The organism is Dyadobacter sp. SRI_021 (assembly GCF_057586235.1).
Genome location: NZ_JBYCZM010000001.1, coordinates 779171 through 801073, shown reverse-complemented (window position 1 = coordinate 801073; position 21903 = coordinate 779171). Strand labels below are relative to the sequence as shown.

The window sequence follows — 21903 nt, the reverse complement described above, 5'->3', positions numbered from 1 at the left end:
TCTTATGCACTTCCCAATAATGTGTCACATGACTACTCTGTTGTAATGAATTCATTCTCAATTTGTAATAAAGGTGCAGGCTGCAAATACAAATGGGAAGTGACTAATGGTGTTATAGTTAGCGGCTCAACTGACAATCCTTCCATACTTGAAGCAAGCGGTAAGAATCAGATTACAGTCATTTGGAACAATACTAATGGAAATGGAATAGTAAAGGTGACTTCCACTGGGAAGCCCAATCCGTCGACCGCTGAGTGTGATCAATGTCCGGTAGGCCTGACGCAAACCAAAACCATCCCCATCCGCTACCTGGGCACGCCCGGCAACATCAAAATCAATGGTGTCGCGCAGAGCGGAAGTTACCAAGTCAATTGTGGTACGGCACCGATCAACGTATCGGTTGATCCAGTGGCGAATGCAACCAATTACGTTTGGACTTACCCGGCTGGCTGGACGCTTTCAGGAAGCGGGAATATCGTTACGCTTACGCCGAATGCCGGCTCGGGCGGCGTGATCAAAGTCACGACTTCCAGAAATGACGTGCCTGGTCTGACCACGTCTTCTCAGCTGACGATTACAAGACCGGTTCCTACAAAACCGGTTATTAATTCACCTGATATTCTACTTTGTAATCCCAAAACGATCACCGCAACGGCCAGCAACGCGACAAGCTACAACTGGGTGGCCACCGGCGGCATTACCGCCAATTCTCCCGGCAATACCAACTCCGCGCAAATAACCGGTGTTTCGGACGGTACCGTGAAAGTCTCGGCTACGTCGTCCGTTTGCGGAGTAACGTCGGCATTTAGTACACCTATCAACGTCAAACGAAGTGCCCCGCAGCCAGCTTCCTTGCTAGTAACTGCCAATGGCGGTGGTTCTCCCGATTTCATGTGCAACGGTGCGGGCGTGATGCTCAATGCCTATACCGCTGAGCCCGGAACGCAGTTTGGGATATGGACTTGCAGTGATCCGGCTAATACGATTCTTAATTCCAATGGAGGATCCGCTTATTTCAATTCCTATGTCAACAATTGCTATGGCATAGACATTACCGTTAGCAACTGTTTCGGCTCGGTTCAGAAAGGGATCACCATTTGTGTCGACAACTGTGCAAAGGGAACACCGATCTACAAAGTATTCCCCAATCCGGCGAAAGACCAGGTGAAAATTCAATTCGATGATGCACAAGCTGCTGAGCGACTTCCGCAGATAATCAGGTTATACAGCGAGGTTGGCGGAAAAGAAGTACGAGTAATCGAGGCGATGGAACATTACACAACAGCGGCTTTTAATAAAGACCGAACTATTGTAATATCAGTCGGCGATTTGCCAAGAGGTACCTACTATTTACGACTTGTCAATCGGGATGGTACTTCGGAAAATGTGCGTCTTGTTTTAGAATAATCATTGCCCCACAATGCCGTAATCCCTGACGTTCCTCACTTACTCACCTTATACCGCCCCCTGGCATACCACCTGAATTTTCTTCCTTTTTGTAGTTCCGATCCTTCCTTTTCCCAGAATGGGTGTGGTCTGTTCTTATTTTATTTGTACAAAAAAGTATAAATAAATTTCTAACAAAATGGTCACACTATTATTGAGAAAGAATTTAAAAAGAGGGGCATTGCTTCTTACGCTTATCCTGTCATTTCTGGCTTGCTCAAAAGAGAATGAATTACCCGGTAAATCGGAAGTCTCTCAGAAATCGGTACAAGACAAATTTTTGATTACAAAAAAGGAGGCCCTTGCATTAGTAGGGAAATCGCAACGAACGGCAAGAACGACGGAAACGATTCCAAAGGAAGTTGATGAGTTGAAAACCTTCGCAGACAGACAGGGAAGAGCGATTTTCTACGTAATCAGTTACAAAAACAATGAGGGCTTTCTGGTGCTTTCTGCCGATAAGCGAATGAAGCCTGTTTTAGCCTTTGCCGATATCGGTACATTTGACCTAGGGACAGACAATCCAGGCATTCAGTTTTGGAAAGATTTGATCGCCGAAACCGCGGCAGGAGTAAGGCAAAATACCGAAGCACACATCAATATTATCAACGAATGGCGGCAATTTGAAGCAGGACAGGGTGCAAGTTTCCGAAGAACGGATCAGCCTGTCTGGACTCCCGAGGCAAGTTGTGAATACTTTGTGACCCATCCAATTCCGCAGAATGTGATAATCCAGCATTTGACATTTAGCTTAGCCGGATGGAATCAACGGACAGGGTACAACGCGCATTGTCCTGACGGAATTGTATTCCCAAATTGCAACAAGTCCGGAACCTTTGCATGTAACAAGGCTCCGGTAGGTTGTGGTCCGTTGGCGATCGGCGAAGTGCTACGGTATCATCATAAGTCAGTAAGTATTGAAAGGACTAACTACACTTCCGCCATGTTTACAGGAATGCCGCAGTCTCATTCAGGGAGTTGCGCTCCACTTGATAATACTGGCAACGGAAACCTTTCTCATCTGCTTAGAGATATTGGAATTGCTGTTGGAGCAACTTACAACACCGTGGTGCCAGCCCTAGGTATCCCAATGTCTGGATCGGGATGTCAAACATGGAGTCAGCCGGGGAAGACTGACGATTTTTTTGCAGCTCGTGGATTTACATCCTATGACCTCGACTTTTTTAATTCAGCTAATCAGATCACAATTAAAAATCAGTTGCTTTCACAAAGACCGGTAATTGTATATGGCTCGAATTGTAGCGTGTGTTTGCCTAATATGCATGTATGGGTTATTGATGGCATTCAAGACTTGCATGCTATTTACCAGGACCAAGCTGGATATTGCTACGAATATTCTACCCACTATTGTCAAATGAACTGGGGATGGGTAGATACTTCCCAAAACAATACCTGGTTCGCTTATGATAACATCGTAGGTGATGGCACGCTGTACAACAGTTCCAATATGAAGGCTTATATTATTATACCTAACTGATATGAAAACACATGCCCTTTTTTATATCTGCCTGCTGTTGATGCAAAGATGTGAGCCTGGAGCGGAACGCGGATATAGTAATTTCGAGTTGAATAATGCAGATGGACGTTACATTCTGACGGGATTGATAAATATTACGGAGGGGAGATCCCTGCCGGTCACGGGAGCGCCCGAGAAACAACAGTTGCAGGTCAAATGGATTCCATCAAAATCTGTCAATAACACTGATAGCGTTTTTTTAGACAAAGGGTATTTCTTCCGATTCAAATTCTATGATTTGAATGATGATGAAACCTCATCGTTACAAGCAGCACGAGTGAGCGTGGAAATGGACGACAAATATTCTCAGGAACGTCAGTGGCTGATACTAAATGACAGTACAGGAATATTGGTCGTTTTAGAACAGGATTACTCACGGGGAGTTACCACCCGCCTAATGATCAGTAATGTGATGAACAGCGCTACCTATCAGGCGGAGCTGGATACGGTCAGATATATCTATCGTCCCAAATTTAAGTAGTTCAAATGATTCATTTTCGGAAGCCAGGTCGTTGCCGGGCTTCCGAAAAATCACTTACTCACCTTATACCGCGCCCTCGCGTAATACTTCAGAGTTGAAATTTTCAATTGCTTGTCCTTCAAAGCAATCAATTTATACTCCTTAAATTCCCCTTTCTTATCCAGAAACCCAACAACGCACGACTCTTTCTGAGGGCCTTTGCGGATTTCCACTTTGGGCATGATACCGAAATTGGGGATAGTCAGCGTATCTTCTGCTTCCTGCACCATGTATTCGATCTTCATCAGAAATTTGAAGGTCTCTTTTGTTTCGTAAATATCCACGGCCAGGCGCCAGTCGTTGAGTTCGTCCCTCACCTTTTCGCTGTAACTCGCGATCGGGCTGTTTTCTACTTTGTCGCGGGTGAGCGGGATGGTGTCGTTGATGGCTTTGGTGGGTTCGCCGCTGTTTGCCCTTGCGGTTTCGTCGTTGTTTTTGGGTTTGTTGCAGCACAATAGTGCTAAAAGGAGTAAAAAGCTGTAATGCTTCATGGAAAATCGTTGAGGTTTGTTGATAGGTCTACCTGTTTGCAATATACCTTTGTTATTTGCATTAAAAGAAATATTTTACTCAATGCATTATAAACAAATCATTACTAATCCCACCTTGGCACTCCTGAACCTGATATGGCTTTAAATTACATTTTCGTAGCTTTTTTCGTCATTGCCTTTCTGATAGCGTTCCTGCAATTCATTTTTACAGGCGATGTGCAAACCTTCAAAGCCATTACGGAAGGGATGCTCAAAATGGCCGAAACGGCTGTTATGGACATTGCTTTGCCGCTCACGGGTGTTATGACATTCTTTTTGGGTATTCTCAATGTGGGTGAAAGAGCAGGAATTATCCATGTGATCGCCCGCTTTATAGGCCCGTTTTTCAACAAACTTTTTCCCGAAGTTCCAAAGGATCACCCGGCAAACGGGCAGATGATTATGAACTTCTCCGCTAACTTTCTCGGGCTCGATAATGCGGCTACACCATTCGGTTTAAAGGCCATGCAAAGCCTGCAAGAACTCAATCCCAGCAAGGATACTGCATCGAATGCGCAGATCATGTTCCTGGTACTCCATACTTCCGGCTTGCAGATTATCCCGCTTTCTATCATCGCCCAACGCGCCATTTTGGGCGCCGAAAGTCCGTCAGACGTGTTCATTCCGTGCGTAGTAGGCACGTACGTAACTACGGTTGTGAGCATGATCATTACGGCCACCTGGCAAAAGATCAATCTTTTCAATCGCACGGTGATGCTCGGGCTTGGTAGTGTGACAGCGATGATCGCATTGGTATTGTGGTATTTATCCGGTTTGCCCAAAGAGCAAATCGAAACCATTTCGATCCTGGCTGGTAATTCAGTGCTGCTTTTCGTGGTAGCGGCGTTCCTGGGTTGGGGAATGTTTAAAAAGGTTAATGTTTTTGAAGCTTTCATCGAAGGTGCAAAGGGCGGGTTCACCACTTCGGTCACGATCATTCCGTATCTGGTGGGTCTGTTGGTTGCGATCAGCGCATTTCGGAGCTGCGGGGCGATGGACTACGTGATCGACGGTTTGAAATGGATGTTTGCCTCAACAGGTATGAACACCGACTTTACAGACGCATTGCCGGTAGCACTCATGAAACCTCTTAGCGGAAGCGGCGCGCGTGCGCTCATGATCGACGCTATGAAGGAATTCGGCCCAGATTCTTTTGTGGGAAGGCTGGTGTGTATTTTCCAGGGATCGGCCGACACCACCCTATATATTGTTGCGCTTTACTTCGGTTCCGTCGGGATCAAAAACACGAGATATGCTATTGTGGCGGGCCTCATCGCCGATTTTATCGGCGTAGTCGCCGGAATTTGGCTCGGTTACCTGTTTTTCCATTGAGCCCGAAGCATCCGCGATAAATCGCCCTTTACCACGGAAATGCAACCGTCCGTACCAAATGGATGGTTGCATTTTCCGGTAAGCACTAATATTGATCATCTAACTCTAAACCGCTTATGTTTCATTCTTTACGCTATTCCGCGCTGGTTTTGGCATTGTTTGGTGGAATGACAGTGTCGCAGGCGCAGCAAAATGTAAGTCAGCCGGCTAACACCTATTCGCTGGAAGATTGCATCCGGATTGCCCTGGAAACCAACCCGCAGGTAAAGCAATCGGAAATTACGGTGCAAACTAATGGCAACACCTACGAGCAGTCGAAATGGCAGCGGTGGCCAAGCATCAGCTTCAGTGCCAGCCAGGGTTTCCGTTCAGGACGTAACATCGACCCATTCACCAACCAGTTCGTTCAGCAGAACGTCAGCTCCAACAACTATCAGCTCGGCGGCCAGGTGACACTTTTCAGCGGGTTTCAGATCAGTAATAACATCAAATTCAACAATGCCAATTATCAGGCGAGCGCCAAAGACCTGGAAGCGACCCGTAACGATATTATGCTCAATGTGGCGTTGTCGTATTTGCAGGTGGTGACCAACGAAGAGCTCATCATGGTAGCGCAGCGGCAGGTCGATGCATCCCAATTGCAGGTAGAACGTACCGCCAAACTTGTAGAGGCAGGTACGCTTGCGGAAAGTAATCTATTCGACCTCAAATCACAACTGGCCAACGACGAACTTTCACTCGTAAATGCCCAGAATAACCTTGAAAGCGCAAAGCTGAATTTGAAACAATACATGAACATGCCGGGCAGCGAGGTGATCAATGTGGTTAAAATACCCGTAAAAGATCCGACAATGCAGGCGTATGACGCTTCTATTCAGGAGATTTATGAAACCGCATTGAACAACTTGCCGCAAATGAAGGCTGCCAATATGCGGATTGAAGCTTCAAAAATTAATATTGATCTGGCAAAAGGGGCCGGTATGCCCACGCTGACGCTGAACGGCGGTATTTACACCGCTTATTCGAGTGCGGCGCCCAAACAGCGGTTTGTAGGAGACGGAACGGGAAATACGACGATTGACGTCCCCTCGACGACGGATTATGTGATGATAGACAACAAGCAAGTGCCGATCATCCAGCGCGTTACGGCACCGAATGGTTCTATCCAGAACTTCCGTTATTTCAACCAGCTCGACTTTAACCGTAACTCGGCGATCAACCTGAACCTTTCGATTCCGATCTTCAACAATTTCCGGACGAAATACAATGTGGCCAATGCCAAATTGCAGCAAAAGACCTACGAATACCAGGCGCAGCAGGTGCAACTGACGATCCGCAAGAATGTGGAACAGGCTTATATCGATATGACGAATGCGGCCAAACGTTACTCCGCAACTGCAAACCAGGTCCGTGCATTACAGGAAACTTTCCGCGTAGCGCAGGTGCGTTTCGATGTCGGGGCGATCAACTCGGTAGAGTACAACATCGCGAAAGCCAACCTTGACAGAGCGAATGGTAACCTCGTTCAGACCAAGTATGACTACGTTTTCAGGACTAAAATCCTGGATTTTTATATGAACCGCCCGCTCTCTGATTTCTAGAATTCCCGTACTATCAGCAACCTATCTTCAAAAATTTGTAATCAAAAAAATATGGCACGTAAATCTTCGAAACAGATCTGGTGGATAACGGGAGGTGTCGTGGTGCTACTCATCGGTGGTTTGTTTGGGGCCAAACAGGCCGGCTACATCGGTAAGCCTAAAACCACGGAGGTAGAATACGCAATCGTCAAAAAATCGGATATCATCGAACGGGTGAGTGCGTCGGGAAAAGTGCAGCCGGAGGTGGAAGTGAAGCTCAGTCCGGACGTTTCTGGTGAGATCATCGCATTGAATGTAGCGGAAGGCGATTCGGTGGTAAAAGGGCAACTGCTTTTGAAGATCCGTCCGGATAACTACGAATCATTAATGGCCAGGGCACAAGCTGCGGTCAATTCGAGCAAGGCTAACTATGAGCAAACCAAGGCACTGGTAGCGCAGGCAGAGGCAAGGCTTGTTCAGGCAAAGGCCAATTATGACCGGAACAAGAAGCTTTTTGCTGATAAAGTGATTTCTTCGGCGGATTTCGAAGGATTTGCGTCCAGCTATGGAGTTGCCCAGCAGGACGTGGAATCAGCAAAAGCGAATGTAGCGGCGGCGCTTTTCAATATTAAAAGTGCGGAAGCCAGCATGCGCGACGCGGCGGAAAACTTGCGTAAAACCAGCATTTTCGCGCCGGTGAGCGGTATTGTATCGCTGCTGAATGTGGAGGCTGGCGAACGTGTGGTAGGTACGTCACAAATGGCGGGTACCGAAATGATGCGCATTGCCAACCTGGCCGATATGGAAGTGCGCGTGAATGTGAATGAAAACGATATCGTACGGGTGTCGATTGGTGATACCGCTGAAATCGACGTGGATGCTTACAGTTCGTCGGGCCGCAAGTTTAAGGGGGTGGTGAAGGAAATCGCCAATACGGCTGCGGGACTTGCATCGCTATCGTCGACATCAACGGCCGCTGCAAGCACCTCCGCCGATGCCGTAACGGAATTTCAGGTGAAAGTGAAAATCCTGAATGAATCTTTCAAAGACCTGATGACCGCCCGTTCGAAAAAATCTTATCCTTTCAAACCGGGTATGACAGCATCGGTAGAGATCATTACCGAGCGTAAAAATGGCGTGGTTTCGGTGCCCATCGCGGCGGTTACTACGAGGGGAGGCACTCCACAGGTGATCCCGGGCTCAGGCGACGGGTCGAATAATAATAGTGCGCAGCCAGCCGAGGAAGACGAGAAGAAACCTAGGAAGCAGGAAGTGATTAAAGAAGTGGTATTTGTCGATGTGAATGGCAAGGCGGAAATGAAGGAAGTGAAGACGGGTATTAGCGATTTTGAGAATATCGAAATACTTTCGGGCCTGAAACCGGGCGACAAAATTATCTCCGGACCCTACATTGCAGTGTCCAAAAACCTCAATAACGGTGACCTGGTTGAAAAAAAGAAGGAAGATCCGAAAAAAGATGGAAAAAAATCAAATGAAAACCCGAACTGATGCGTTGTAAAAAAGTAATAAGTTCGATTTAGTTTAGGTTAAAAAGGAAAATCCTTGCGGCTTTGCTGCAAGGATTTTTTATTTTCAGCTATTTTGGCCAATATTTCAGCCAAATTCTGACAATCCAGCCGGATGAGTTTTTTAAATCATACTAAAATTGCCGTGATAGGCGGGGGCAGCTGGGCGACTGCTCTGATCAAGATCCTCTGCGAACAAAATCACGTTCAAATCCGCTGGTGGCTCCGGAACCAGAAGGACATCGACCATATCCGAAGGTTCAATCACAATCCGAGTTACCTCAGTGACGTCGTGCTTTCACCCAAGAAGGTGAAGGTTTTTGAAAAAACCACCGACGCTGTCAAAGGAGCGGATTACATTATCCTGGCGGTCCCCGCCGCATTCATTCAGGAATCATTGCAGCATTTATCGCCCAAACATTTGCAGGGTAAGCGCATCGTTTCAGCCATTAAAGGCATGGTTCCCGGCCAGAACGCCCTCGTTACCGATTGGGCTGCCGATGCTTTTGGTATCGAAATGAAGGATACCTGCGTCATTGCCGGCCCGTGCCATGCGGAGGAAGTGGCGTTGGAAAAGCAATCCTACCTGACTATCGCTTCCACAGAATGTCCGGCGGCAGAAGATTTTGCGGAGCTGATGACCTGCCGTTACGTCACCGCCAATGCGCTCGACGATCTTTATGGCGTAGAATACGCTGCGGTGATGAAAAACATCATCGCGCTCGCGTGCGGGATCACGCACGGGCTCGGGTACGGCGACAATTTCCAGGCTGTACTTGTATCGAATGCGATGCAGGAAATTGGTAGCCTGGTTACTGCTCTCGACCCGCGTGAACGGAATCTGAGTTCGTCAGCCTACCTGGGTGATTTGCTCGTGACGGCCTATTCGCAGTTCAGCCGCAACCGGTTGTTTGGTAATATGATCGGCCGGGGGTATAGTGTCAAAGCTGCGCAGCTTGAAATGAAGATGATCGCGGAAGGTTATTATGCCACCAGGAGTATCCAGGAGCTCAACAAAACTTATCACGTTAATTTACCTATCACCAACGCGGTTTACAGCATTCTCTACGAGGAGCAGGCGCCCGCCGCGGTCATGAACGAATTGAAGAAGTTGCTCAAATAATAGCCTCTTTTCGGTTTGGCAGGGTATTCTGCAAAACGTTTAACCTATCTTTTAATCCATGCTACAATACAAAAAGCAATCTAAGTGGCTGGCGGCTACTTTGCTGCTGGGCTCCATTGTGATGACATCCTGCGGCTCGAAACAGACCGAAACAGCAGAGGACAAAAAACTGGATTCGCTCGCAAATGACAAAGAATTCGTTTTCGGCGATCAGCGTCCCTTTCCGCAATGCCACGCTTCCACGCTCGTGCGACTCTATGACGGGCAGTTTCTCGTAGCATGGTTTGGCGGCACGGAAGAAAAGAACCCGGACGTGGGTATCTGGCTATCGAAAGGTCGTCCCGGCCATTGGAGCGCTCCGGTCGAGGTCGCCAAAATCCGCGAGGATGCGCATTGGAACCCGGTTTTGCAGAAAACAGCCGACGGAAAAGTGATTTTGTATTTCAAAGTAGGGAAGGAGATCGCCCAGTGGGAAACGTGGGTAAAGACTTCTTCGGACAATGGTGCAACGTGGTCGGAAGCCTATGAACTCGTAAAGGGTGACAAAGGCGGCCGCGGCCCTGTGAAAGACAAGCTGATCGAGCTGTCGAACGGCGACTGGCTCGCCGGCGCTTCCAATGAAGTGAATCGCTGGGAGGTTTTCGTAGACCGCAGCACGGATAAGGGCAAAACCTGGACGGCCAGCCCATATTTAAAAATCGATACGACAGAAATAAAAGGAAAAGGCGCCATTCAGCCTACATTGTGGGAATCGGAGCCCGGACAAGTGCATATGCTCGTGCGTACGACCGGTGGCGTGATCGGGCGCAGCGATTCGAAGGACTACGGCAAAACCTGGTCAACTATTAAAAAGACCTCACTGCCCAACCCAAACAGCGGCATTGATCTTGCCAAATTAGCCGACGGCACATTGGTACTGGCCTACAACCCCGACGACCACAACTGGGGCTCCCGCTCGCCGCTTTCGCTCATCCTTTCGTACGACGATGGCCAGAACTGGACCGATAAGATCGACATCGCGACTGGCAAGAAGGAAGACGAATATTCCTATCCCGCCGTGATCAGCTGGGGCGATTCGGTGGCGGTTACTTACACTTATAACCGCCGGAAAATCGCATTTTGGACAGGCAGCAAGAAGGATATTGTAGACCTGGCGGCCAAGAAGAAATAGCATTTAATAGCCCCGCAGTTCGATATCGTAAGACTCCATCATTTCGACGCGCTTACCCATCTTTTTCTGGATGATTTTGAAATGATGGACGTCTTCGGGGCAGATCAGCGAAATAGCCTCTCCCGGGTTTTCGGCCCGCCCTGTCCGGCCAATGCGGTGCACGTAATCTTTCGGAGAGCGCGGTAATTCGAAATTGATCACATAAGGCAGAAACTGGATATCGATCCCGCGCGACGCGAGGTCGGTCGCCACCAGTACATTCAATTTTCCCGATTTAAACTTATTCAAAGCCTCGGTGCGCGCACCCTGGCTTTTTTTGCTATGCATGGCCATGGCGTCGATACCGTTCTTTTTCAGCTTTTCAACGAGGTTATCCGCGGTTCGTGTCGCCGAAACGAACACCAGCACCTGCTTCATTTGTTGCGATTTGATCAAATATCTCAATAGCGGCCCCTTTCGGTCAGGATCGACGAAGTAGCCGGTTTGCTTGATCAGGTCGAGGTTCTGCTCTTCCTCTTCGATCTCTATCCGGATCGGGTTTTTCAGCTGATTCTTATTGATTTTATCCACTTCATCGCCTAATGTAGCCGAGAAGAGAATGCTCTGGCGACTTTTGGGAAGGAGGAAGAAAATATCCCGCATTTCATCGGCGAAGCCCATATTCAGCATTTTGTCAGCCTCGTCCAGCACCAGAATGCGCGTTTCAGACAAGTTCAGCGCTTTGTAAGAGAGCAGTTCGAGCAATCGGCCGGGCGTGGCAACCAGGATTTCCACATGCTGCAATGCGATCATTTGCGGGTTAATGGATACCCCACCAAAAACCGCAAGCGTTTTCACCTTACGCGGAAGCCTTTCGCCGAACGTCTGGAAAACCGTGCCGATCTGCACCGCCAGCTCGCGGGTAGGCACCAATACCAATGCAGTAATATGCCGGTTTTTCGCCGGAGGCCTGTTTTGAAAGGATTCCAGAATAGGCAACACAAAGCTTGCCGTTTTTCCCGAGCCTGTTTTGGCGATGCCGAGCACGTCATTTCCCTTCAAAATGGCTGGAATTGCGGCCCGCTGAATCGGATAGGGTTGAGTATAATTCTGTTCAGCGATGGTTTTTAGTAATGGTTCGGACAATCCAAGCGATTGGAAGGAAGTTGCGTTCTCCGGCATGCGGTCATTTGTTTCGTGATTGATGCAAAGATAGCGCTCCCTGCGCAAATGCTACCTGTCCGCCCGCGAGCCGGTCCGCCGGTGCGCAGAAATTTTCCATCACCAGCATTTATAATCATTATGTCGTACAACCGCAGGGAGTTTCTTCAAAAACTAGGGTTTGGAGCCCTTCAATTGGGTGTAATCAGCGCCATTCCAGCGTCGGCGTGGGCGTCGTCGCTTAGCTACGGACAGTTGCCGCGCAGCTCGCCGGAAGCGCAGGGAATGTCGGCCAAAGGCATTCTGGATTTTGCCAATGCCGTCGAAACCGATCGGCTAAACCTGCATAGTTTGATGGTTCTGCGGCAGGGAAAAGTGGTTGCCGAGGGCTGGTGGGCTCCCTATGCACCCGATTTGAAGCATACTTTATATTCTCTCAGTAAAAGTTTTACTTCCAGCGCGATAGGCTTTGCCGTAGCGGAAGGCAAGTTGAAAGTGGACGATAAAGTCATTTCCTTTTTCCCGGAGGATAAACCTGCGACTGTAAGCGCCAATCTCGCAGCAATGCGCGTACGCGACTTGCTCAGCATGTCGACCGGCCATGATAAGGATACGACAGGGAAACTGCGGGAATCGGGGAGTGATAACTGGGTGAAATCGTTTCTGGCGCAGCCTGTGGAGCACGAACCCGGTACATTCTTTGTGTACAATAGCGGCGCCACGTACATGCTGTCGGCCATTATTCAGAAACTAACCGGCCAAACCTTGCTTGAATACCTCAAACCGCGCCTTTTCCAGCCATTGGTGATCGAAGATGTGGATTGGGAAGTGGATCCTAAGGGCATTAATACCGGCGGTTGGGGGTTGCGGGTCAAAACAGAGGATATTGCCAAATTCGGCCAGTTGTATTTGCAAAAAGGGGAGTACAATGGTAAACGCATTCTGCCGGCTGCCTGGGTTGAGGAAGCTACACGGTCGCATATTATGTCGAAAGGAAGTAACAGGAAACCTGAGGACGACGACTGGCAGCAAGGTTATGGCTATCAGTTCTGGCGTTGCCGGAACGGTGCCTACCGCGGAGATGGCGCATTCGGGCAGTATTGTATTGTAATGCCGAAGGAAGACATGGTAGTAGCCATTACCAGTGAAACCGGAGATATGCAGGCCATTCTGAACCACGTTTGGAACCATATCCTGCCGACTGTGAAGGCCACCGGTGTTCCTGCCGACAAAGGTGTGCAATCGGAGATGCAGAAGAAACTGGGCTCACTCGCATTGCCTCTTACTCAAGGAAAGCCGGCTTCTGAACTCGCCGCGAAAATGAACGGGAGAGCATTCAAGCTGGCGAGTAATGAGTTGAAAATTAGCAAAATATCCTTCGAATTTGATAAGGGCTGGTGTCTCTTCCGCGTAACCGACGATAAGGGCGAACACCTTGTGGTAAATGGTTTGGGCAACTGGAAAATTGGCCTTACCGACTTATCGACCATGCCGCTCAAACTCGTCCTAACCCCCGTCCCTGGCGAAAAGAAAACGAAAATTGCCGCCAATGGCGCCTGGATCGACGACACAACTTTCGAAATGACCTGGCGCTTCATCGAAACCGCGCATCATGAAACCGTACGGTGCAAATTTGAAGGGGATAACCTGCAAGTTGAATTTAAGAGGAGTCTCGCGATTATCGGCAATACGAAAGATCCGCGGCCGGTTTTGAGTGGGAAGGCGATTGCGTGAGCTTAAACCAAAAGATTTTCATATCATTAGCATTCAAATCTTTAACAACGACCACAAATATGAAAAAGAACATTTTCCTGGCCCTTTTGATGATGGTGATTGCGTTCGGGGTGAATGCGCAGAAATTCAGAGGACTGGATAAAAGCCCGCGCGATATCGCATATTTCCCGGATCACTTTGCACATGACCGCAAGGACGGAGAGAAAGCATTGGTGAAGGTGTCGTACAGCCGTCCTTTTTTGAATGGGCGTGAAATTTTCGGTAAAAAAGAACCCTATGGCAAAGTGTGGCGCCTGGGCGCGGATGAATCAACGGAAATCAGATTCTATGAAGACGCCACTTTTGGAGGCAAAAAAGTGAAGGCAGGTACCTACTCGATGTTTGCAATTCCAAACGAGAAAGAATGGACAATCATTTTGAGCAGCGACGTAGATTACTGGGGTGCCTACAAATACAAGGAGGCTAATGATGTGTTACGCGTGACGGCGCCGGTAAAAAAAGCAGATGCACCGATCGAGAACTTCTCAATAGTATTTGAAAAGGTTTCCGACAAAGCCGCGAAGATGTATCTGGGATGGGAAACGACCATTGTGGAAGTGCCTGTGTCGTTCTGAGGTTGCTGAAATGGCACGGTTCTTTCTCGGACCGCTGTCTGAACCAATGAATTTATGACAATGGCAGATATCCACGATCAGATCGAGCAGTTTTTTGACGCATATGAGAAGCGGTTTGCCGAAGGGCTTGCCGGGAATGCGGTAGCGGAAGAAACAGCGGCGGCATTTGCAGATTTCTTCGTCGAAGCGAGTCCGAACGGAATTATCGGCGGGAAGAATGACCAGGAATTTTGGGAACGTGTGCCGGAAGGCTATAATTTCTACCGCTCCATCGGTATTACCAAAATGGAGATCAGGCAGCTGGATATTACAGAGCTGAACGAGCTGCATTATATGGTGGAAGTGTACTGGGAATCGTTTTATGAAAAGGGCGGTCAGCCGGGTTCCATCGAATTCAGTGTGATTTACCTGTTGCAGCATCTGAACGGGACGTTGAAAGTGTTTGCCTACATTACCGGTGATGAACAGGCCGTCCTGAAAGAAAGGGGCTTGGTGTAGAGGGGGATACTGGCATTATTATTGTAAAAGCTGGTCGGAAACGCAATGTTTCTGCCCAGCTTTTTGCATTAACATTCATCAAGATGAAGAAGTGTCAAATGATCTGTCTGCTGGCTCTGGTGTTCGCCTGGGGCTGCAATAGTAAGAAGGAAAAGGAAGAAGCGGCGCAAAGCGGACCCGACTCCGTGGCAACTGCGACCGACAGTCTCACATTGCCTGCTCCATTCGCGACCGAGTCTGTGGAGAACAGGCCGGAAGAGGCTGGCTGGCCCGATGGCCAAACACCCGTGGCGCCCGCAGGCTTTGTAGTAACCAAATTTGCCGATAAACTCGATAGTCCGCGCTGGACTTATATTGCACCGAATGGCGACATTTTCGTAGCCGAATCGGCCACACGTAAAAGTGCAGATAGGATCACGCTCCTTAGAGATGTGAACAAGGACGGGACGCCTGAAATGCGCGAAATTTTTCTTGAAAAACTCAACAAGCCTTTCGGAATGCTCGTGTTGAACGGCTACTTCTACGTGGCCAACACCAATGGCCTTTACCGCTATCCTTATAAAGACGGCGAAACTAAAATTACTTCCAAAGGCGAAAAGATTGTGGACTTGCCGGCAGGTGGCTATAACAATCACTGGACGAGAAACCTGCTGGCGAATGCGAGCGGGAGTAAAATTTACATTTCGGTCGGATCCGCAAGTAATGTGGCTGACCACGGTATCGATGAAGAAAAGCGGAGAGCCAATATCCTGGAAATAAACCCCGATGGCTCGGGCGAGCGCATATACGCGAGCGGGCTGCGGAATCCCGTGGGAATGGACTGGGCTCCGGGTTCGAATGTGCTTTGGACAGCTGTGAACGAGCGCGATAAACTGGGCGATGACCTCGTGCCCGATTACATTACGGGTGTAAAAGAGGGTGGCTTCTACGGTTGGCCTTATGCTTATTTCGGACAAAATGAAGACCCGCGAAGAAAAGGGGAACGCCCCGACCTGGTTGCAAAGACGATCGTGCCGGATGTTCCCGTCGGTTCACACACGGCAGCGCTGGGACTGGCATTCTATAACAAAACCAAATTTCCTGCGAAATACCACAATGGCGCATTCGTAGGCCTGCATGGCTCATGGAACCGCTCGAAGCTTTCGGGATATAAGGTGGTCTTTGTACCATTTCAAAATGGGAAGCCCTCGGGCAAGCCGGAAGATTTTCTCACCGGTTTTGTGGAAAGCGAAAAGAAGGTTTATGGCCGGCCCGTCGGAGTGACGGTAATGAATGATGGTTCGCTGCTAGTGAACGACGACTCCGCCAATATTATCTGGCGCGTAAGCGCAAAGTAAGAAATTATGGGCTATGGGAAATACAATAGCGGCCTGGTGGGCAACCAGGCCGTTTTTTGTGTATAAGGCAAAAATTTTTCCGTTTTTTCTTGCAAAAATATACTGATCGGTATATTTTTGTCATGGAATTTTAATTCGCCAAAGGAACCGGATGAATACCCGGCTTTTATTTTCTCAAATAGTATACCGATTGGTATATTTTAAATAAAGAAACAATGAAAACTACTGGAAATACAATCCTCATTACCGGCGGAAGTGCCGGTATTGGTCTCGAATTCGCCAAAGCATTTGTTGCAAAAGGTAATCATGTAATCATCACCGGTCGGAATGAAGAGCGTTTGCAAAAAGCGGCGGCGCAGCTGGATAACGTAACGCCGATCGTCTACGATGTGATTGATCAGCAGGCGACGGACGAGCTCGTTGCCCGCCTCGAAAATGAATTTCCTACCCTGAATGTGGTCATTAACAATGCCGGTAAGGCCGCTTACTATCACCTGGACGGTGATCGGGACGCTGCAACATTGGCCGAAGAGGAGATTACCACCAATTACCTGGCCATTATCCGTCTGAACCAGAAATTGCTGCCGCTGCTCAAAAAGGCGAACGAAGGCGCAATCGTAACCGTTTCCAGCATAGCGGGCCTGGTGCCGAACCACTTCCTGCCAACCTACGCCGCAAGTAAGGCCGCATTGCACTCTTACACGCAATCTCTGCGTATTGCGCTGGGCAAATCCACCAATATCAAAGTGTTCGAGATCCTCCCTCCGCTGGTGGATACGGAGTTTTCAGCTGAAATCGGTGGCGCTACGAATGGGATCCCCGCCAAACAAGTAGCGGACGAACTCGTGGAAGCATTTGAAAACAATACCTATGAAATTCTCACAGGGCGTACTGCCGATGTGTTTAGTCTCTTTTTGAGTAACCCGGCAGCCGCTTTGCAGGCGATGAACCCCGGCGTTGACCTCCAAACTGCCTGAAAAGGACATCGCAAAAAGTAACCTTCAATACACAAAAATCACTGCCGTTATGAGACAGAAAATCGCTTTTGCCATGATCATGGGGATCGTTACGACGGGGATAATTTCCTTCGCTTTGATTTCCCTAAATATTGGATTTGTTGCCAATTTTTTGGTGATTTGGCTCAAATCTTGGAGCATGTCGTATCTGATCGTCATCCCGGCAATCCTGCTGATTGGTCCGAAGGTGCAGAAACTGGTCGACGATATCTTCAAAGATACACTGACTCAGGAGGTTGACTAACCGCTCCTGATGTCCTGGATCAAATAATTAAACTGTATGAAAAGAGTTGTAGTTACCGGCTTGGGGGTTATTTCTCCGCTGGGGAATTCCGTGGAAGAATTCTGGCAAAATATTGTAGATGGTAAAAGCGGTGCTGCTACCATCACTAAGATGGATGTTTCCAAATTCAAAACTCAGTTCGGCTGCGAAGTGAAGGACTTCCATCCCGAAGAGTATATCGAAAAGAAGGAGCTCAAAAAATACGACCTGCATACCCAATATGCGATTGCAGCGTCGGATACGGCGATCAAGGATGCAGGGCTAGACTTTGCGAATATCGACTTGGAAGACCGCCAGGACATGGGGGTGATCTGGGCAACCGGAAACGGTGGTATGGGTACATTTGAGGACCAGTTACTGGAATTCCACGCATCAGGCGGGGTACCGCGTTTCAGCCCGTTCTTTATTCCAAAAATGATTGTGGATATTGCAGCAGGTGTAATTTCGATCCGCCACAAACTGCACGGACCTAACTACTGTACCGTTTCGGCCTGTGCGTCTTCGAATACTGCATTGATCAGCGCATTTGACACAATCCGCATGGGTAAGGCCAAGCTGATGGTAGCCGGTGGTTCCGAGGCAGCGATTATCTACTCGGCATTGGGCGGTTTCAGCGCGGCTCAGGCACTTTCGAAGCGGAATGACGATCCTGCAACGGCTTCAAGACCATTCGATAAAGACCGTGATGGTTTTGTAATGGGCGAGGGTGCTGCGGCATTGATCCTCGAAGATTTGGAATATGCCAAAGCGAGAGGAGCCAAAATCTATGCTGAAATCGTCGGCGGCGGAATGGCTGCGGATGCTTACCACCTCACCGGTACACCTCCGGATGGTATGGGTGCAGCATTGGGTATGAGAAAAGCTCTGGCGGAAGCCGGCATTACACCCGACAAGATCGACTACGTGAATGCGCACGCAACATCCACCGGGCTAGGCGATATGAGCGAACTGCAAGGGATGAAAACCGTATTTGGTGACCACCCGGTGGCGATCAGCGCAACCAAATCCATGACGGGCCATTTGCTGGGTGCGGCGGGAGCGCTCGAAAGTATCGTTTGTGCATTGGCAGTTAAAAACGATATTATTCCGGCGACCATTAATACACAAAACCTGGACGAGGCAATTCCCGAAGGTATGAACATCGTGTTGGGCAAGTCGCTGAACCAGACTGTGAATTATGCATTGAACAATACCTTCGGTTTCGGAGGGCACACGGCGACTTCCATCTTCAAAAAATATACGGAGTAGGGCATTGCCTTACTCCCTGATTTCCGAAAGGACTTCTACGACCCCGTTTTCATCGTTGCTTTTGGCGATGAAACGGGCTATTTTTTTGATATCCGGATGCGCATTCGCCATTGCGTAGGAGTAATGTGCTTTTTCGAGCATTTCCAGGTCGTTGAGGTAATCCCCGAAAACCATCGTTTGCTCCGCGGTAACTTTGAATTTTTCCTGCAAAACCTCCATCGCGCGGCCTTTGTTGGCTTTTTTATGTGAAATATCCAGCCAGATCGGCCCGGAGACTTTCACCTGCAGGTCGTGCTCGTATTTCTTGTAATACGGGTAGCTGTTTACTTCAGAGCCTGCCAGGTCGCATAATGTGAATTTGAGAAATTGATCGTCGGTGATTTCGAGCAGGTCAGGCACAACCTCGTATCTTTCAAAATACAGTTTGAGGTGATTGATGAACTCTTCGTCGTCATTCTCGACGTAAGCCTTTTTCTTCCCGCAAATGATCGGGTAGGTATTTTTGATCTTTCTTGAAATCAAGATCAACTCGCGGGTAATCTCCGGGTCGATTGCCTGAATGTGGATTTCTTCGTCTTTGAAAACTACATAACTGCCATTCTCGGCAGCGAAGATGATCTCATCCTTGACGGCATCGAGGGTTTTGGCGAGGTTGAAATATTGACGACCACTGGCTGCGACGAAAATGATTCCGTGATTTTTAAGTTTCCTGAAAACAGGGAAAAAAGATTCGTGGATTTCGTGTTTGGAATTCAAAAGCGTACCGTCCATATCGGTAGCCACCAGCCGGATGTCGGAAAATGTCATACTTGATTAATATTGCCTTACCAATCAAGTCAAATAAGCCGACTATGGTTCCGCTTTTACTGCTTTTTTAGAATATTCGGTACTGGACACCAATGCGCCACACACGCATATGAAGGTCGGTAGGGCCGCCTGCCCAGTCGTTGAGCCAGTTCGTCACCCCGTGCGCGTAACTTACTGCCAACCCGAGCCGCTTACCGGATATTTTTGCTTCCATTCTGGGGCGGAAATCGAGGCCGGGGGCGAGGCCGTCGCGATCGGTATATTGGTCGTCTTCAAATACATCTTTGATAACCAGGCGGCTCGAACTGCTGAGGCCGATGCCAAAATCGGCGCCACCGCGGAGCGAGAGATCCAGATTTTCTGCTAATGAAAAGTTATATCCAGCGCTGGGGAAAATGTTAATGAAGTGGTTACGGGTAATATCGTAGCCATTGTCGGTTTTAAAGATCATGTCGTCGAGCTGATATTGCTCAACATTAATACGGGTGCGGAGGTTTTCGTAACCGGTTTCCAATTCGAGTAGGAAGTGGTTTTTAAACTCGTGTTGCACCACTAGGTTTGCGCCGTAGGTAATTGCAGGTACGTTGCCAAGATAACTGGCCTCCCGGAGCGCACAGCCACAAAAAGGTCCTCCGGTGCCCGAAGTAGTTGTTTTCTCTGCACTCGCGCCCGCAAAGCGTGAAATGCCTGAATTGAGCCCAACGGAAAATGTAGTATGCTGGGCGAGGCCGATCTGGCAGATGAACAGGAAAGGAAGGATGTAGAGAATTTTCATGGATCTGGGCTTTTGGGAATGGAAACTGTCTGGTTGACACGATAGGTCAACCAACGGTTGCATAGTGAAACGGTTAAATTTCAATGGGAAATATCCCTTCACGAACCCGGCTGTATTTTTTGCTGTTCCGGGAATACGGTCCACACCACATCAACAGCCTGATGAAATTTTCAAAGTACTACCTCACCGCATTTGTTTCATTTCTAATCTGGGGCTTTTTCAGCCTTGCCCTCAAACCATTGAAAGGATATCCGTCGCTCGACATCCTTTTTTACCGCGTGTTTATGTGCGCGGCGGTGATGGCGGTAATCAGTCTGTTTGTGCGGGTGAAAGTGCTGAAAGAGAGTGTCGCTGCTTTCAGGGCAATGCCTGCGGGGCGGAAACGTCAGGTTGCATTCCTGACATTGATCGGCGGGGTATTGCTGACCGCCAACTGGTTTTTCTTCATTTACGTGATGAACCACATCAGTGTGAAGGCCGCTTCGTTCGCCTATCTCGTCTGCCCGATCATGACCACCGTAATCGCCTTTTTCGTACTGGATGAAAAGCTCAGCAAATGGCAGTGGACAGCGGTAATGCTCAGTGTTCTGAGTTGTATTTTGTTGTCATTCAATAATATATCGGATATTCTGTACAGCCTGATTGTCGCGGCTTCGTACGCATTCTATCTCGTAAGCCAGCGCAAGAATACGGGTATCGACAAGTTCCTGGTGCTCACGATCCAGATAGTGTTCTCTGCATTGCTGCTGCTTCCTTTTTACCCGAAATACAGCGCAGCGCTGCCAACAGAAGGTTTATTTTACGTCCTGATCACGCTGATAGCCGTCGTTTTCACCATCATTCCGCTCTTCATGAACCTGTATGCGTTGCAGGGGGTGACCTCCTCGACAATGGGCATTCTGTTGTATATCAATCCATTGATGAACTTCGCGATCGCGTTGTTTTACTTTCATGAGCCGATTAATTCGGTGCAGATCACTGCTTACTCATTGATCCTGTTATCAATCCTTGTTTTCAACGAGCGGTTTATTTTCGGTCGGGGCCGCGCTGCGGTCGCCTGATCTGCGGTACGCGGCCGAACGGATGAAACGGCCGAAGTAGAAGGTTTCAAATGTCAGGTAGTAATCATTATTGGCAAAATGCCGTGGCATATCAGGGAGCTGATCCGCTTCCACGTGGCTGATTTTTTTGAAGAAAATATACATCGATTGCAGCAATGCTTTCTGCCAGATCCGATTGAGGTTTTTGTCAATGTGAAAGTCGGTGAACAGCCATAATGCGCCGCTTTTGAGAATTTTATCCAGCTTTTCAAAAACCTCGTGTGCACGTTCGCGACTGAAATTGTCGAAAAGAAACGGCGTCATAATTACATCGTATTTTACAGGTGCTGCATAGTCTTCGATACCTGTATGAACAAATGTGATCCGATTGCCCTTGAAATCTCTTTTCCTGGCCAGGTCCAGCATATTGGATGAGATTTCGACATAATCGATGGCTAATCCTGAGGGATATAGCCTCGCAATTTCCTCCAATATCCAACCCGTTCCCCCGCCTACGATGAGCACGCGGGCGTGAGAGGTTATAAATGGCAGTAATGCCTGCTGCGCGCGAACGATCGATTTGCCGAATATCAGCCTGCTAAGCCTGTCATAGTTCGAAGCAATGCGGTCATAATTGTTCAGCATA

General features: G+C 48.6%; 21 protein-coding genes. 16 read left to right on the top strand and 5 right to left on the bottom strand.

Annotated features, from left to right (window positions below; all coding sequences use genetic code 11):
• The first annotated feature begins 45 nt into the window (after positions 1-45).
• The 3 genes from AC2YIT_RS03250 (at position 46) to AC2YIT_RS03240 (ending at position 3464) form a co-directional block, all read left to right on the top strand.
• Positions 46-1407 (top strand): T9SS type A sorting domain-containing protein, encoded by a 1362-nt coding sequence (locus tag AC2YIT_RS03250; protein ID WP_487278217.1) that lies wholly within the window; start codon positions 46-48, stop codon positions 1405-1407.
• Between the two features lie 178 nt (positions 1408-1585).
• Positions 1586-2944, top strand: a complete 1359-nt coding sequence (locus AC2YIT_RS03245; protein ID WP_487278216.1) for a C10 family peptidase — start codon at positions 1586-1588, stop codon at positions 2942-2944.
• A 1-nt stretch (position 2945) separates the two neighbouring features.
• On the top strand, positions 2946-3464 hold the full coding sequence (locus AC2YIT_RS03240; protein WP_430842490.1) for a hypothetical protein: 519 nt from the start codon (positions 2946-2948) through the stop codon (positions 3462-3464).
• 50 nt (positions 3465-3514) lie between these two features.
• On the opposite strand, the gene AC2YIT_RS03235 is transcribed toward AC2YIT_RS03240, so the two are convergent.
• Positions 3515-3994, bottom strand: a complete 480-nt coding sequence (locus tag AC2YIT_RS03235) for a hypothetical protein (RefSeq protein ID WP_487278215.1) — start codon at positions 3992-3994, stop codon at positions 3515-3517.
• Positions 3995-4129: 135 nt separating this feature from the next.
• On the opposite strand from AC2YIT_RS03235, the gene AC2YIT_RS03230 reads away from it, so the two are divergent.
• The 5 genes from AC2YIT_RS03230 (at position 4130) to AC2YIT_RS03210 (ending at position 10765) form a co-directional block, all read left to right on the top strand.
• Complete coding sequence (locus AC2YIT_RS03230) at positions 4130-5365, top strand: nucleoside recognition domain-containing protein (protein ID WP_487278214.1); 1236 nt, start codon at positions 4130-4132, stop codon at positions 5363-5365.
• Between the two features lie 116 nt (positions 5366-5481).
• Positions 5482-6966, top strand: coding sequence for a TolC family protein (locus AC2YIT_RS03225; RefSeq protein WP_430842496.1), 1485 nt, complete (start codon positions 5482-5484; stop codon positions 6964-6966).
• Positions 6967-7017: 51 nt separating this feature from the next.
• Positions 7018-8454, top strand: a complete 1437-nt coding sequence (locus tag AC2YIT_RS03220; protein WP_487278213.1) for an efflux RND transporter periplasmic adaptor subunit — start codon at positions 7018-7020, stop codon at positions 8452-8454.
• Positions 8455-8586: 132 nt separating this feature from the next.
• Entirely contained in the window at positions 8587-9594 is a 1008-nt protein-coding gene (locus AC2YIT_RS03215; protein ID WP_430842500.1) for an NAD(P)H-dependent glycerol-3-phosphate dehydrogenase, read from the top strand.
• Positions 9595-9652: 58 nt separating this feature from the next.
• Entirely contained in the window at positions 9653-10765 is a 1113-nt protein-coding gene (locus AC2YIT_RS03210; RefSeq protein ID WP_487278212.1) for a sialidase family protein, read from the top strand.
• Between the two features lie 3 nt (positions 10766-10768).
• On the opposite strand, the gene AC2YIT_RS03205 is transcribed toward AC2YIT_RS03210, so the two are convergent.
• On the bottom strand, positions 10769-11926 hold the full coding sequence (locus AC2YIT_RS03205; RefSeq protein WP_430842504.1) for a DEAD/DEAH box helicase: 1158 nt from the start codon (positions 11924-11926) through the stop codon (positions 10769-10771).
• 120 nt (positions 11927-12046) lie between these two features.
• Between AC2YIT_RS03205 and AC2YIT_RS03200 the strand changes: the two genes are divergently transcribed.
• The 7 genes from AC2YIT_RS03200 (at position 12047) to fabF (ending at position 18635) form a co-directional block, all read left to right on the top strand.
• A complete protein-coding gene (locus tag AC2YIT_RS03200; protein ID WP_487278211.1) occupies positions 12047-13639 on the top strand; it encodes a serine hydrolase domain-containing protein in 1593 nt (530 codons plus the stop codon).
• A gap of 59 nt (positions 13640-13698) precedes the next feature.
• Complete coding sequence (locus AC2YIT_RS03195; RefSeq protein ID WP_430842512.1) at positions 13699-14253, top strand: DUF2911 domain-containing protein; 555 nt, start codon at positions 13699-13701, stop codon at positions 14251-14253.
• A 54-nt stretch (positions 14254-14307) separates the two neighbouring features.
• Positions 14308-14751 (top strand): DUF6841 family protein, encoded by a 444-nt coding sequence (locus AC2YIT_RS03190; RefSeq protein ID WP_430842514.1) that lies wholly within the window; start codon positions 14308-14310, stop codon positions 14749-14751.
• An 83-nt stretch (positions 14752-14834) separates the two neighbouring features.
• Entirely contained in the window at positions 14835-16088 is a 1254-nt protein-coding gene (locus tag AC2YIT_RS03185; RefSeq protein WP_430842516.1) for a PQQ-dependent sugar dehydrogenase, read from the top strand.
• A gap of 215 nt (positions 16089-16303) precedes the next feature.
• Positions 16304-17065 (top strand): SDR family oxidoreductase, encoded by a 762-nt coding sequence (locus AC2YIT_RS03180; RefSeq protein WP_487278210.1) that lies wholly within the window; start codon positions 16304-16306, stop codon positions 17063-17065.
• Between the two features lie 49 nt (positions 17066-17114).
• Positions 17115-17348 carry a DUF2798 domain-containing protein gene (locus AC2YIT_RS03175; protein WP_430842520.1) on the top strand — a complete coding sequence of 78 codons (234 nt, stop codon included), beginning with the start codon at positions 17115-17117 and terminating at the stop codon, positions 17346-17348.
• Positions 17349-17384: 36 nt separating this feature from the next.
• Positions 17385-18635 carry a beta-ketoacyl-ACP synthase II gene (gene fabF / locus AC2YIT_RS03170; RefSeq protein ID WP_487278209.1) on the top strand — a complete coding sequence of 417 codons (1251 nt, stop codon included), beginning with the start codon at positions 17385-17387 and terminating at the stop codon, positions 18633-18635.
• Between the two features lie 9 nt (positions 18636-18644).
• On the opposite strand, the gene AC2YIT_RS03165 is transcribed toward fabF, so the two are convergent.
• A complete protein-coding gene (locus AC2YIT_RS03165; RefSeq protein WP_487278208.1) occupies positions 18645-19442 on the bottom strand; it encodes an HAD family hydrolase in 798 nt (265 codons plus the stop codon).
• Positions 19443-19509: 67 nt separating this feature from the next.
• Positions 19510-20217 (bottom strand): outer membrane beta-barrel protein, encoded by a 708-nt coding sequence (locus tag AC2YIT_RS03160; RefSeq protein WP_487278207.1) that lies wholly within the window; start codon positions 20215-20217, stop codon positions 19510-19512.
• 161 nt (positions 20218-20378) lie between these two features.
• On the opposite strand from AC2YIT_RS03160, the gene AC2YIT_RS03155 reads away from it, so the two are divergent.
• Positions 20379-21278, top strand: coding sequence for an EamA family transporter (locus tag AC2YIT_RS03155; protein ID WP_487278206.1), 900 nt, complete (start codon positions 20379-20381; stop codon positions 21276-21278).
• Here the strand turns inward: AC2YIT_RS03155 and AC2YIT_RS03150 are convergent.
• The gene (locus tag AC2YIT_RS03150) at positions 21219-21902 is read right to left on the bottom strand and encodes a class I SAM-dependent methyltransferase (protein ID WP_487278205.1); all 684 of its coding nucleotides are present in this window, start codon (positions 21900-21902) and stop codon (positions 21219-21221) included. The two genes, AC2YIT_RS03155 and AC2YIT_RS03150, sit on opposite strands and share 60 nt — an antisense overlap.
• Between the last annotated feature and the right edge of the window lies 1 nt (position 21903).

Excerpts from the sequence above, each read along its gene's own strand:
- AC2YIT_RS03205 (WP_430842504.1), bottom strand. The coding sequence starts at position 11,926 with ATGCCGGAGAACGCAACTTCCTTCCAATCGCTTGGATTGTCCGAACCA.
- AC2YIT_RS03200 (WP_487278211.1), top strand. The coding sequence starts at position 12,047 with ATGTCGTACAACCGCAGGGAGTTTCTTCAAAAACTAGGGTTTGGAGCC.
- AC2YIT_RS03215 (WP_430842500.1), top strand. The coding sequence starts at position 8,587 with ATGAGTTTTTTAAATCATACTAAAATTGCCGTGATAGGCGGGGGCAGC.
- AC2YIT_RS03230 (WP_487278214.1), top strand. The coding sequence starts at position 4,130 with ATGGCTTTAAATTACATTTTCGTAGCTTTTTTCGTCATTGCCTTTCTG.
- AC2YIT_RS03165 (WP_487278208.1), bottom strand. The coding sequence starts at position 19,442 with ATGACATTTTCCGACATCCGGCTGGTGGCTACCGATATGGACGGTACG.
- AC2YIT_RS03190 (WP_430842514.1), top strand. The coding sequence starts at position 14,308 with ATGACAATGGCAGATATCCACGATCAGATCGAGCAGTTTTTTGACGCA.
- AC2YIT_RS03195 (WP_430842512.1), top strand. The coding sequence starts at position 13,699 with ATGAAAAAGAACATTTTCCTGGCCCTTTTGATGATGGTGATTGCGTTC.
- AC2YIT_RS03160 (WP_487278207.1), bottom strand. The coding sequence starts at position 20,217 with ATGAAAATTCTCTACATCCTTCCTTTCCTGTTCATCTGCCAGATCGGC.
- AC2YIT_RS03220 (WP_487278213.1), top strand. The coding sequence starts at position 7,018 with ATGGCACGTAAATCTTCGAAACAGATCTGGTGGATAACGGGAGGTGTC.
- AC2YIT_RS03175 (WP_430842520.1), top strand. The coding sequence starts at position 17,115 with ATGAGACAGAAAATCGCTTTTGCCATGATCATGGGGATCGTTACGACG.
- AC2YIT_RS03225 (WP_430842496.1), top strand. The coding sequence starts at position 5,482 with ATGTTTCATTCTTTACGCTATTCCGCGCTGGTTTTGGCATTGTTTGGT.
- AC2YIT_RS03150 (WP_487278205.1), bottom strand. The coding sequence starts at position 21,902 with ATGCTGAACAATTATGACCGCATTGCTTCGAACTATGACAGGCTTAGC.
- fabF (WP_487278209.1), top strand. The coding sequence starts at position 17,385 with ATGAAAAGAGTTGTAGTTACCGGCTTGGGGGTTATTTCTCCGCTGGGG.
- AC2YIT_RS03180 (WP_487278210.1), top strand. The coding sequence starts at position 16,304 with ATGAAAACTACTGGAAATACAATCCTCATTACCGGCGGAAGTGCCGGT.
- AC2YIT_RS03240 (WP_430842490.1), top strand. The coding sequence starts at position 2,946 with ATGAAAACACATGCCCTTTTTTATATCTGCCTGCTGTTGATGCAAAGA.
- AC2YIT_RS03245 (WP_487278216.1), top strand. The coding sequence starts at position 1,586 with ATGGTCACACTATTATTGAGAAAGAATTTAAAAAGAGGGGCATTGCTT.
- AC2YIT_RS03235 (WP_487278215.1), bottom strand. The coding sequence starts at position 3,994 with ATGAAGCATTACAGCTTTTTACTCCTTTTAGCACTATTGTGCTGCAAC.
- AC2YIT_RS03185 (WP_430842516.1), top strand. The coding sequence starts at position 14,835 with ATGAAGAAGTGTCAAATGATCTGTCTGCTGGCTCTGGTGTTCGCCTGG.
- AC2YIT_RS03155 (WP_487278206.1), top strand. The coding sequence starts at position 20,379 with ATGAAATTTTCAAAGTACTACCTCACCGCATTTGTTTCATTTCTAATC.
- AC2YIT_RS03210 (WP_487278212.1), top strand. The coding sequence starts at position 9,653 with ATGCTACAATACAAAAAGCAATCTAAGTGGCTGGCGGCTACTTTGCTG.
- AC2YIT_RS03250 (WP_487278217.1), top strand. The coding sequence starts at position 46 with ATGAATTCATTCTCAATTTGTAATAAAGGTGCAGGCTGCAAATACAAA.